Annotated in this window: 13 protein-coding genes; 12 read left to right on the top strand and 1 reads right to left on the bottom strand. The window is 35.6% G+C overall.

The window, feature by feature from the left end; translation table 11 throughout:
- The first annotated feature begins 1 nt into the window (after position 1).
- From rplI to KQI71_RS06065, 8 genes are all read left to right on the top strand, one after another.
- Entirely contained in the window at positions 2-445 is a 444-nt protein-coding gene (gene rplI, locus KQI71_RS06100; protein WP_216435039.1) for a 50S ribosomal protein L9, read from the top strand.
- Between the two features lies 1 nt (position 446).
- Positions 447-1,787 (top strand): replicative DNA helicase, encoded by a 1,341-nt coding sequence (gene dnaB / locus KQI71_RS06095; protein ID WP_216435038.1) that lies wholly within the window; start codon positions 447-449, stop codon positions 1,785-1,787.
- A gap of 53 nt (positions 1,788-1,840) precedes the next feature.
- Positions 1,841-2,551, top strand: coding sequence for a ComF family protein (locus KQI71_RS06090; protein ID WP_216435037.1), 711 nt, complete (start codon positions 1,841-1,843; stop codon positions 2,549-2,551).
- Positions 2,552-2,577: 26 nt separating this feature from the next.
- Positions 2,578-3,621, top strand: coding sequence for an A/G-specific adenine glycosylase (gene mutY / locus KQI71_RS06085; RefSeq protein ID WP_216435036.1), 1,044 nt, complete (start codon positions 2,578-2,580; stop codon positions 3,619-3,621).
- A 67-nt stretch (positions 3,622-3,688) separates the two neighbouring features.
- The gene (locus tag KQI71_RS06080) at positions 3,689-4,513 is read left to right on the top strand and encodes a MetQ/NlpA family ABC transporter substrate-binding protein (RefSeq protein WP_216435035.1); all 825 of its coding nucleotides are present in this window, start codon (positions 3,689-3,691) and stop codon (positions 4,511-4,513) included.
- A gap of 18 nt (positions 4,514-4,531) precedes the next feature.
- Complete coding sequence (locus tag KQI71_RS06075; RefSeq protein ID WP_216435034.1) at positions 4,532-5,320, top strand: basic amino acid ABC transporter substrate-binding protein; 789 nt, start codon at positions 4,532-4,534, stop codon at positions 5,318-5,320.
- Between the two features lie 24 nt (positions 5,321-5,344).
- Positions 5,345-6,022: an amino acid ABC transporter permease gene (locus KQI71_RS06070; RefSeq protein WP_216435033.1), complete on the top strand. Its 678-nt coding sequence runs from the start codon at positions 5,345-5,347 to the stop codon at positions 6,020-6,022.
- Positions 6,009-6,731, top strand: a complete 723-nt coding sequence (locus tag KQI71_RS06065) for an amino acid ABC transporter ATP-binding protein (RefSeq protein WP_216435032.1) — start codon at positions 6,009-6,011, stop codon at positions 6,729-6,731. Before KQI71_RS06070 ends, KQI71_RS06065 begins: the two co-directional genes overlap by 14 nt.
- A gap of 60 nt (positions 6,732-6,791) precedes the next feature.
- Here the strand turns inward: KQI71_RS06065 and KQI71_RS06060 are convergent, their stop codons facing one another.
- Complete coding sequence (locus KQI71_RS06060; protein WP_216435031.1) at positions 6,792-8,069, bottom strand: glutamate-5-semialdehyde dehydrogenase; 1,278 nt, start codon at positions 8,067-8,069, stop codon at positions 6,792-6,794.
- A gap of 181 nt (positions 8,070-8,250) precedes the next feature.
- On the opposite strand from KQI71_RS06060, the gene KQI71_RS06055 reads away from it, so the two are divergent.
- The 4 genes from KQI71_RS06055 (at position 8,251) to KQI71_RS06040 (ending at position 12,360) form a co-directional block, all read left to right on the top strand.
- Positions 8,251-8,742 (top strand): RNA polymerase sigma factor, encoded by a 492-nt coding sequence (locus KQI71_RS06055; RefSeq protein WP_216435030.1) that lies wholly within the window; start codon positions 8,251-8,253, stop codon positions 8,740-8,742.
- Positions 8,739-9,782, top strand: coding sequence for a hypothetical protein (locus tag KQI71_RS06050; protein WP_216435029.1), 1,044 nt, complete (start codon positions 8,739-8,741; stop codon positions 9,780-9,782). Before KQI71_RS06055 ends, KQI71_RS06050 begins: the two co-directional genes overlap by 4 nt.
- 4 nt (positions 9,783-9,786) lie before the next feature.
- Entirely contained in the window at positions 9,787-11,832 is a 2,046-nt protein-coding gene (locus KQI71_RS06045; protein WP_216435028.1) for a hypothetical protein, read from the top strand.
- 216 nt (positions 11,833-12,048) lie between these two features.
- Positions 12,049-12,360, top strand: coding sequence for a hypothetical protein (locus KQI71_RS06040; RefSeq protein WP_216435027.1), 312 nt, complete (start codon positions 12,049-12,051; stop codon positions 12,358-12,360).
- The last annotated feature ends 3 nt before the right edge of the window (positions 12,361-12,363 follow it).

Below are 12,363 nucleotides of genomic sequence, written 5' to 3'. Positions count from 1 at the left end.
GATGAAAGTTATTTTATTAGAAGACGTAAAATCTGTTGGAAAAAAAGATGATGTGGTAGAAGTAAATAATGGATATGCAAGAAATGTACTATTTCGTAAAAATCTTGCTGTAGAAGCAACAAAAAAAGCCTTAAATGATTTAAAACTGCGTCAGGCAAATGATAAAAAAGTTGCTGCAGAAGAGCTTGCAGAAGCAAAAGTTCTTGCAAAGGAAATCGAAGGAAAACAGCTTGTTGTAAAAATGAAAGTAGGAGAAGGTGGAAGAACTTTCGGTTCTATTTCAACAAAAGAAATTGCTCAGGAAGCAAAAAAACAGCTTGGATTTGATCTTGATAAGAAAAAAATGCACTGTGAACCAATTAAAAACCTTGGATTTCATGATGTAGCAGTGAAAGTTCATCCAGAAGTAACAGCAACTTTAAGAGTAAAGGTAGAAGAAAAATAAGATGGATGAGGCATTTGTAAAAAAGATACAGCCTAACAGCGCGGAGGCGGAACAGTCTGTGATTGGTGCGATGATCATGGACCGAGATGCGATTGCAGATGTCATTGATATTGTAGATCAGGAAGACTTTTATCAAAAACAAAATGGAATTTTATTCGGGACGATGGTAGAGCTTTATAAGGAAGGTAAACCAGTAGATTTGGTAACTTTGCAGGATAAGCTGAAGGGAAAAGATGTTCCGGATTCTATGAAAAGTTTGGAATTTATTCGTGATCTTCTAGAAACCGTTCCGACCTCGGCTAATGCAAAACAGTATGCGCGGATTGTGAAGGAGAAGGCAACACTTCGAAAGCTGATCAAAGTTAGTGAAGAAATTACAGCAGAATGCTATCTTGGAAAAGAGGATATCTCTGAAATTTTAGATCATACAGAGAAAAATGTATTTGGTCTTTTGCAGCAGGCCAGCGGAAGAGAAGATTTTGTCCCTATTGATAAAGTAGTTCTAAATACGTTGGATGCGATTGAGGAAGCAGCAAGCTCTGCAGGCAGAGTTACTGGGATTGCGACAGGATTTACTGATCTTGATTACAAGCTTTCTGGACTGCATCCATCGGAACTGATCATTGTCGCTGCTCGCCCAGCAATGGGGAAAACAGCATTTGTATTAAATATTGCGCAGAGAGCAGCGGTGAGGGATCATATCCCGACAGCTATTTTCAGCTTAGAAATGTCAAGAGAACAGCTTGTTACTCGTATGATGGCAATGGAAGCGATGGTTGATTCTCAGTCAATTCGTACCGGTGATCTTCAAGAATCTGATTGGGAAAAGATCATGGAAAGTGCTGGAACGATTGGGCGTTCTCCATTAATTATTGACGATACTCCTGGAATTACAATTGCGGAACTACGATCAAAATGTAGAAGATATAAACAGACACATGGTCTCGATTTAATTATTATTGATTATCTTCAATTAATGTCTGGGGGAAAACGTTCGGAATCCAGACAGCAGGAGATTTCGGAAATTTCTAGGTCATTGAAAGCTCTTGCAAGAGAGATGGAAGCTCCAGTCATTGCGCTGTCTCAGCTGAGTCGTCGTGTGGAGGAAAGAAAGCCGGCAAAACCGATGCTTTCTGATTTAAGAGAATCTGGTTCTATCGAACAGGATGCCGACGTTGTTATGTTTATTTATCGTGATGAATATTATAATGAAGATTCTGAGAAAAAAGGAATTGCAGAAATTATTGTTGACAAACAAAGAAATGGTTCTACAGGAACGGTAGAACTTGTATGGCTTGGACAATATACAAAATTTGGAAACAAAGAAAGAGCGCCTCATTAAATGTGAAGTGCTTTTTCTTCTATAAAGAACAATCTCTGAGGGGAGGTATTTCTATGTTATCATTTCTATTTCCACCGGTTTGTCCGCTCTGTGGAAAAACACTTTTAAAAAAACACGCAAAACTTTGCTCGAAATGCGAAAAAAAGAATATTTTTATTCAAGAACCAGTATGCTATTCGTGTGGAAAACAGATAGAATCGTATGAGGCAGAATATTGCAATGATTGTATAAAACATCCAAAAAGTTTTACAAAAGGAATGGGACTTTGCATTTATCGAGAACCCGTGATACAATCGTTGGCTGCAATAAAGTATAAGAATAAAAGAGTATTTGCGGAATATTATCTTTCAGAAATTCAGAAGAGAAAGCTGATACAATTAAAAAAAATTCAGCCGGATTTAGTGATTCCTGTGCCGCTGCATGCATCGAAACGACGAAAAAGGGGTTTTAATCAGGCAGAAATATTTGCAGAAGGAATTGCGGATATGATAGGATGTCCAATGGAAAAGAAACTTGTTTTGAGAAAGAGGGATACAAAGCCACTAAAAAAAATGGATCCATTGCAGAGAAAAAGAACATTGGCAAAAGCTTTTCAAGGAAATCAGGAAATTTATGAAAAAACAGGAAGACCAAAGACCGTTCTTGTGATTGATGATATTTATACGACTGGAGCAACATCAGAAGGAGTGACAAGAGCGTTAAAGAAGCTTGGTGTTTCTAAGGTTTATATTTTCTGTATTGCAATTGGACAAGGATATTCATAAGCAGATCACTTTAAGAAAGGAAGAAAATGGAACAACAACGTTATGATCTTACTGGTTCTTTGTTAAACTGGTATGATTACAATAAAAGAATACTACCGTGGAGAGAAAATAAGGATCCATATAGGATCTGGATTTCGGAGATTATGCTTCAGCAAACGAGAGTGGAGGCTGTAAAACCGTATTTTGATCGTTTTATGGAAGAATTACCAACAGTAAAAGACTTGGCTGAAGTGGAGGAAGATCGTCTCATGAAGCTATGGGAAGGATTGGGATATTATAATCGGGCAAGAAATTTAAAGGCTGCGGCGCAGACAATTATGGAAGAGTATGCAGGAGAAGTACCTGCAGATTATGAAAAGCTCTTAGGTTTAAAAGGAATCGGTGTTTATACAGCAGGAGCCATTGGTTCCATCGCTTTTGATTTACAGGTTCCAGCGGTGGATGGCAATGTTTTGAGAGTTTTAACAAGATTATGGGGAGATCATTCTGATATCTTAAAAGAGAAAACAAAAAAGGAGATTGGAAGAAAAATACAGCCATATATTCCAGAAGACCGGCCGGGAGATTTTAACCAGGCATTAATTGAACTTGGAGCGATTGTTTGTATTCCAAATGGAGATCCAAACTGTGATCTTTGTCCGTGGGATACCGTCTGTAAAGCTTATAGAGAAGACATGATTGATGAACTTCCTGTGAAGACGCCGAAAAAGGCAAGAAAAAAAGAATATAAAACTGTATTTTTATTAGAAACCGATACAATGATTGCACTTCATAAAAGAAATTCGAAAGGACTTCTTGCAGGATTGTGGGAATTTCCTAATATTTCACAAAAGATGGATCGAAAAGACATCGAAGATCAATTGAAAAAATGGAACATTCAGGAAATAAACATAGAGCCAGCAGGGAAAGGAAAGCACATTTTTAGTCATATTGAATGGCATATGGAGGGGATCCGCGTACATTTAGAAAAAAATATACCGATTGAGGACTTTTGCTGGGTGAAGAAAAAAGAACTGGAAAATGTATATGCATTGCCTTCGGCATTTGAAATCTTTCGAAAAGTATTGTAAAATAATAAATTGTATGAATTTATCCATAACTATGGAAATGAAAGAAAAAGGAGAGTGTATAAAGAAAATGAAAAAAGCACTAGTACTTGCACTTTGTGCAGCGCTATGTCTCAGTGTATTTACTGCATGTGGTTCTTCAAAAAAGAGTAGCAGTGAAGATTCTAAAAAAATTGTAATTGGAGCAAGTCCATCTCCTCATGCAGATATTTTAAAAGTAGCTGCAAAGGAATTAAAGAAACAAGGTTATACATTGGAGATTAAGGAATATTCAGATTATGTGCAGCCTAATACAGCGTTGGATTCTGGAGATCTGAATGCCAATTATTTTCAGCATATTACTTACATGAAGAACTTTAATAAAGAAAAAGGAACAAAACTTGTTTCAGCAGCAATCGTACATTATGAGCCATTTGGGATTTTTCCTGGTAAGACAAAGAAGTTGGAAGATTTAAAAAATGGAGCATCGATTGCAGTACCAAATGACACAACAAACGAGGCAAGAGCACTTCTTCTGCTGGAAGCAAAAGGTCTGATTACATTAAAGAAAAATGCAGGACTTACCGCTACGAAGAAGGATATTGTAAAAAATCCAAAGAATCTTGAAATTAAAGAAATTGAAGCAGCACAGATTCCAAGATCTTTAAAAGATGTAGACTTTGCGGTTATTAATGGCAACTATGCCATTCAGGCTGGGTTAAAAGTAGATAAAGACGCACTGGCTATAGAAGATAAGGGTTCCGTTGGAGCTAAAAATTATGGAAATGTCATTGCAGTCCGCAAGGGTGATGAAAACAAAGATTCTATCAAGGCTCTTGTAAAAGCAGTAAAAAGTGATGCTGTGAAAAAGTATATAGAAGAACATTATAATGGTGCGGTAGTACCGCTATTTTAAAGAAAGAAGGAGAAAAGCATGAAAAAGTTTTTAGTAGCTGCGTTAGCAGGTGTGATGGCTGCATCTATGTTATTTACGGGATGTGGAAAAAAGGAAGAAAGTAAAGTACCAGATAAGATTATCGTAGGAACCAATGCGGAATTCCCTCCATTTGAGTACATGGATAATCAGAAAAAGCCAGATGGTTTTGATATCGCAATGATCAAAGAAATTGGAAAACGTATGAATAAAAAGGTTGAAATTCAAAATATGGAATTTAAATCTCTGATCGGCGCTATGGAATCTGGTTCCATCAACTCGATTATTGCTGGAATGACAAAGACAAAAGAACGTGAACAATCTGTAGATTTCTCAGACAGCTATTATACATCTAATCAGGCAATTATCTTAAAGAAAGACAGCAAGATTACAAAATTATCTCAGCTGAGCGGAAAGAAGATCGGTGTTCAGGAAGGAACAACTGGTGATATCATTTCCTCTGGAGAAAAATTTGGTGAAAAAAATAAAACCATTGTAAAGAAAGCAACAGTAAAACGTTTTAAAAAAGGTGTTGATGCTGTTATGGATCTGAAAAACGGATCAATTGATGCGGTTGTTATCGATGAAAAACCAGCACAGGAATTTGTGAAAAATAATTCTAAAAAGTTAAAATTAGTTATTGACTCTGCAGGAGCTGAGTATTATTGTATCGCACTTACAAAGGGTAACACAGCTTACAAAGAAGAGATCAACAAACAGATCAAAGCAATCAAAAAAGACGGAACATATGATAAGCTGAAAGCAAAATATATTGATTCCGTAAAATAGAACATGGGAAGGTAAGGTTTCAAAATGTTAGATTCATTTTACAAAGCGTTTATCGCTGAACAGAGGTATCTGCTGTATCTTGATGGATTAAAGATGACCATCCTTGTATCAGTCATTGCGATCCTTATTGGTGTGGCGCTTGGTACAATATTGGCGTTAATGCGCTTGACAGCAGAGCAGAAAGGAAAGAGTACACTCTTATCCAAGATCGCATATGTGTATATTGACATCATTCGTGGAACTCCAACACTTACACAGTTGATGATCATGTATTTCGTTATATTAAAAGGTCAAGGCGGATTGCTTGTAGGTTCCTTAACCTTTGGTTTGAACAGTGCAGCTTATGTTGCGGAGATTATCCGTGCAGGAATCCAGGCTGTTGATCAGGGACAGATGGAAGGTGGACGTTCCCTTGGATTATCCTATACACAGACAATGAAAGATATTATCCTGCCTCAGGCGATTAAGAATATTCTTCCTGCTCTTGGAAATGAATTTATCGTACTGATAAAAGAAACTTCTATTTTAGGATATGTATCAATCGTTGATTTGACGAAGGTGTCAGACTTCGTAATTTCAAGAATTTTTCAGGCATTGGCCCCATTACTCGGAACAGCACTTATTTATTACTTATTAGTGAAAGTTTTGACTCTTGGATTAAATGCGTTAGAAAGGAGACTGAGACAAAGTGATAGACGTTAAAAATTTACATAAATATTTCGGATCTCTGGAAGTTTTAAAAGGCATTAACTGTCATATCAATAAGGGAGAATGTGTCTGTGTGATCGGACCATCCGGATCAGGAAAAAGTACATTTTTAAGATGTTTAAATCTTTTGGAAACACCGACCAAAGGAGAGATTGTTATTGGAGATATGCATCTGATGGAAAGAGGATTTGATGTCGATGCTATGAGAAAAAGAGTTGGAATGGTATTTCAGCATTTTAATTTATTTCCGCATTTAACAATTCTTGATAACGTGACATTAGCACCAATTCGTCATAAAATGATGACGGAAGCTCAGGCAAAAGAAAAAGCAATGGAACTTTTAAATCGTGTTGGCGTTGGTGATAAAGCAGATAATTACCCAGTTCAATTATCTGGAGGGCAGAAACAGCGTGTGGCCATTGCAAGATCACTTGCATTATCACCGGAAGTTATGTTATTTGACGAACCTACATCTGCACTTGACCCAGAAATGGTTGGAGAAGTTCTGGAAGTTATGAAACAGTTGGCAGAAGAAGGCATGACTATGATCGTTGTAACTCATGAAATGGGATTTGCAAGAGAAGTAGCAGATCGAGTCTTATTTATGGATGGTGGTGTGATTTTGGAAGAAGGAACACCAGAAGAAATCTTTGATCATCCAAAAGAAGAGAGAACAAAAGAATTCCTAAGCAAAGTATTATAAACTTTAAACTTCATAAAAGATGTGGCGATGCTTTTTTGCATCGCCACATCTTTTTTTCTTTTATAGATTCTTAAAGTGAAAAGATTTCTTTCCAGTTGCATAATCACCAACAATTTGACCATTTCCAAAGAGTTTGTATTTGTAACTTAATAATCCTTCTAGACCGACAGGTCCTCTAGCATGAAGCTTACTGGTACTAATACCAACTTCAGCTCCAAATCCGTAACGATAGCCATCGGCAAATCGTGTAGAACAATTTTGGTAAACTCCAGCAGAGTCAACCAGCTGCATAAATTTATGAGCTGCTTGATTATCTTCTGTTAGGATACAGTCTGTATGGTGAGATCCAAAATGATTAATATGGCGAATCGCTTCATCCATATCATTAACAATCTTGATGGAAATAATATAATCAAGATATTCTGTATGGTCATCTTCTTCTGAAGAAGGATTACATGCAATAATATCTTGAACCTCTTTGCTTCCTCGAAGTTCCACATGTTTTTCATGGAACGCTTTTTGTAGAGCAGGCAGAAGTTTTTTAGCAATCTCTTTGTGAACAAGTAATGTTTCTGCAGCGTTGCAGGCAGATACATATTGTGTTTTGGAATCGATAATGATTGGAATCGATTTTTCAATATCAGCATCTTTATCAACATAAATATGACAGATTCCATCAGCGTGTCCCATAACTGGAATTTTTGTGTTGTCCATAATATAACGAACAAAAGCATTGGAACCTCTTGGAATCAAAAGATCAACAGATTCATGGCATTCAAGAAGTTCAGCAATATCTGAGCGAGCTTCTAACTGAAGCATACAATTTTGGGGAAGACCAGCATTTGTAACTGCTTCATGAATGGTCTGAAATAATATACGGTTGCTTTCCATAGCTTCACTGCCGCCTTTTAAAATGGCGCAGTTTCCGCTTTTGATGCATAGAGCAGAAATTTGAACAAGGGCATCTGGACGAGATTCAAAAATAACGCCAATCACTCCGATTGGACATGTTTCACGATATAAGTTTAATCCTTCATCAAGCTGACGTGCCAGTTGTGTCTGAAATAATGGATCTGGCATTTGAATTAGATCATGGATACCAGAGATAATATCGGAAAGCTTTCCCTCGTCAAACTTAAGACGGTTTAAAATAGGTTCCGGGATATGATTTTCTTTGGCATTTTTTAAATCTTCTTTATTTGCCTTAAAAATAGTTTCTTTTTTTGTTTCCAGAGCTTTTGCAGCAGCTGCAAGAGCTTTATTTCGCTGTTCCAGACTAGTAGCAGCCAGTAAAGGAGCAGCTTGTTTTACCTGTGCGATTTTTTCTTGTAAACCCATAAAAATCCTCCTGTTATCTTATCTAATAATAATAAGTTTGTATGTATTGATTTGTCAATTATCTCTTGTTTTATTTTTTTGTAAAAATGGGAAATTTAAAAAAAATGAGACAAAAATAAGGCAAACATTGTATTCTTATTGAAGAGATATTGAGAAGAACATTAAAGGAATTGCTGAAGGTATGAGAAAAACAAAAGAATATTCGGATCAGGAGTTAAGCCGGATTATCAGTGAATATACGCATTCTCTTGTTCGTCTGGCCTTCACTTACACAAAAAGTGTACCGGATGCAGAAGATATCGTGCAGGAAGTTATGGTTCGTTTGATTACAAAAAAGCCATACTTTGAAAATAAAACACATGAGAAAGCGTGGATGGTCCGTGTGACAATTAATACATCCATTAACTATGTAAAAGCAGTAAAAAGACATAAAAATGAACCGCTAGATTATGATATACCAGAAATACCAAAGGAAGAGTATTATCTGGTGGAATTGATAGATCAGTTATCAGAAAAGTATCGAACAGTATTATATCTTTATTATTTTGAAGGTTATGCAATTAAGGAAATTGCGCAGATTATGAAAAAAAGTGAATCTACCATCACAACGTGGATGGCTAGAGGAAGAAAAAAATTAAAAGGATTATTATTGGAAAGGGAGGGAGAATTATGAATCGGATAGAAGAAGAATATCGAGAAATGTTGTCCCGGATCAAACCAGAGGAATCCTTTGAACAGGAGCTTTTGGAAACTTTAAAACAGGCACAAATTCAAAAAAAGAAACCAAAAACAAAAGTAGGAAGGAAGCTTTTTATAAGGCATATTCATCAAGCAGCTACAGCAATGGCAGCTTGTATGTGCGTTGTGATTATTGGAATAAAAACACCGGCAGCGGCAACATTTAGAGGATTTTACGAAAGATTTTGCATAAGTGTTTCACAGACATATGAGAAGAATGTTAAGGCGGATGAAATACCAATTAATAAACAAGTAAATATTGGAAATAAAGGAAAGATTTATTTAAACGACGCAGTAATGACAAGTGAAGGAATTAGTATACGCTATGAAGTAAAAGACAAAGGAAATTATGATGATGTCTATCCATCAGAAGTAATTATTGCGACGGAAGATGGAGATCGCGAAGTGCTGGAACAGGAAAATTATATACCAGTATCTGATCAAAAAAATAATACAAAATATTATGGAACTTTTCAGAAACATACTGCAGAAATTCAAAAATTTATCGGAAAAGAAACCTCGTGTACACTTGTATTTCTGGGAGAAAAAGGTGGGGAGGTACAGGAAGAAAAGATTAAAATCAAATTTATGCCGCGTTCTATGTATAAAGTAAAAACAGTGGCTTCCAATGATGATTGGGTGTATAATAAGAAAGAAAATATTTCTTACCGGATTAAAAATATTACATTGAATGTGTGGTATATGAAGGTAGAGTATGAATGGAAGTCACAGGAAGATCAAGATTTTCTTTCATTTGAATTATCAGATGAATATAAAAAGCAATACCTCAGTCTCGGAGAGACAGCAGATATTAATAAAGAAAATCGCAAGATAGGAACGGTCTTCTTTGAACGAACAGATGATGATACCAGGAAGATGATTTTCAAACCAGTTTGGCTAAAAGAATCAAAGAATGGCACTCAGATGGAAAAGAAAATTGACGGACAGGGCATCACGACCACTAAAGGAGAGTGAAACCATGAAAAATCCGAATGACCGGATAAGAAAGATCATAATCTGCTTGCTAGCATTGATCTTTTTGTTTGCCAATATGCCTTTACAAGTTTATGCGGATGTGCATTATGATGATACTGCACCTGTTTTACGTAGCTTTCGTATTTTAAATTCAAGGAATGTCGATGCAAGAAAAGGACATAAACTGGATATGGAATTGGAAGTCATGGAAGAAGGAACGGGAATTGTTGAGATTTCTGTGTGTCTGGAACGTAAGATTAACCGTAACAGTGCGGAAAGTATTTCTGCAGATTTTGATTGTAAAGAGTTAAAAAAAGCACCATTATTTACAGGAAAGAAAAGAATAAAATTAAGTTTTGACAATAATTGCAGAGTTGTCAAAGGAAATTATAAAATCGTGAGTATTTCTCTAACAGATGCAAATGGAAATACTTCCTATTATGATGAAGACGCACATGTAAAAATGTGGAGAAAGAGCGGGAAAAACTGTAGGATCATCCGTTCTGATTATAGAGGATATAAAAAAACGAAGACACCTAAATTAGAAAGTTTTTCTATTATTAATGCTAATCATGTGGATGCATCGAAAGGTTTGAAAGTCCGTATGAAACTCGCAGGAAACTGGAAACAGATAAGACAAATAGGCTTCGGTTACCGGCGTAAAGATGATGAAGAGGGAATTATTACGATCCCATTTTGTGCTGTGAAAAGAAATAGGATTGTTGAAATTTGTTACCCAATCGAAGATTTGGATATGGGAAAATATGAGGCTACAGATATTATCTTATCTGATAAGAATCAAAAGGAGATCTCCTATGATTTAATTGTAGGAAAAATGAAGCAACACAACCGTAATTTTGTTGTAAAAAAAGCTTATGGGACACCAAAGATTAAAAGACTTGAAATTAAAAAGAAAAAGATTTCAACACCGGGACTCTTGGAAGTAAATTTAGAGACAGGAAAAGAAAAAATTACAGATTTGGATTTATGTTTTGTTAATGATAAGGGACAGGAGAAGAATCTTAATTGGAGTAGCCAAAAGGGATTGAGCAAAGGAAAACATCAAATAGAGATTCCGGTCAATCCATTTTGGGGAATTGGAACGTGGAAACTAAAGGGAATTTGTGTTTATAGTGCAAAAAATAAAAGTGTATTTTATCAGCTGGATGACAAAGATTTTCCTTTGCAGAAGATAACAAGAGAAAAAACGGAAAAAATTACGGTATCAAGCCAGTATAAGACTGCATATTATGGAAGCGTGGGAAATCCTAAAACAGTTGTAAAAAAACTACGTGCAATGAAAGAAGGTAAAACAGCGGTATTAGACTGCCGTTATAGCAAAATCGCTAAAAAAGAATTTTTTCTTGCAATTGCCGGAAAAGATAAGACACTTGTTTTTGAAGATGAAAATGTTCAATGGGTTTTTAATGGAAAGAAAATAAAAAAATCCAGATGCAAAAATATTAATTTGACATCAACGGTAAAAAAGGTAAAAGGAAAAGATTATGGGTATCCGGATGAACCTTATATTTTATATATGAGATATGCGAATAATGGGGTGCTTCCAGGGAAAGCAGAGATGCGCGTAAATTATAAGTATCTTTGTGGTAAATATGGAATCCGAAAGGATGATAAGTTAAAGCTAAGTTACTATAATAATGGAGAAACACAGCTGTTACAAGAGACACCGGAAGTTGCAGAAGATGCTTATGTAGAATACGAGGTAACTCATAATTCAACTTATCTGCTTTCCAGAACCGTTCCAAGATTAATGGCTCCGTCTAAATTAAGAGCCAAAGGTAGAACAAGAAGAGTCGTTCTTACTTGGGGAAGAGTTGGCGGTGCATGCGGATATAAAATTTATCGAAGCGTTACATCAAAGGGATGTTATAAACAAATTGCCAGTGTTAAAGGAAATAAAAGAACATGTTTTGAGGATAGAAAGGCAAAAGCAGGGAAACGTTATTATTATAGAGTGAAGTCTACAAGTTCGTCAAAAAAAATAAAGGGATCTTATAGTAATAAAGTGTCCGGACGGGCGTTATGGTAAAGAATAAAAGAACGTAAAGCAAAGGAAAAAATGCTTTATGTTCTTTTTCTTTTTAAAAAAATTTTTCAATTTTTAATGGAAAACCTACAAATTTAAAAAAAGTGTTGTGAAAAATGACGAAAAATAAGGAAAAAATAAAGGAAAAAGCTAGTAAAAATAGATAAAAAGGGGTAAAATAAAGTTTATAGAAATGCAGGAAAGAAAGGAGGTTTTTTTATGGAGCGGATTGCGGATAAACTTTCAGAAATTGAAATGACTGCGAGAGCTATCGTAGAAAATGCAGAAGAGCAGAAACATCTTTTAGAAAAAGAAATGCAGGAGAAAAGAAATCAGTTTGATACTCAAATGGAGCAAAAAACGGAAGAAAAACTTCAGTCTATACAAAAAGAACTGGAAGAAAATATGGAACAACTTCTGAATCGTCAGGAACAGCAAAACCGAAAGGAAATAGAATTTTTAAAAAAAGATTTTAAGGAACATCATACAGATTATGCAAAAGAAGTCCTGCACAGAATCATAGAAATATAAAAA

This window comes from Anaerostipes sp. MSJ-23 (assembly GCF_018918155.1).
In the GTDB taxonomy this organism is placed as follows: domain Bacteria; phylum Bacillota; class Clostridia; order Lachnospirales; family Lachnospiraceae; genus Anaerostipes.
The sequence above is the reverse complement of the archived record's forward strand: the minus strand, read 5'-3'. Positions and strand labels throughout refer to the sequence as shown.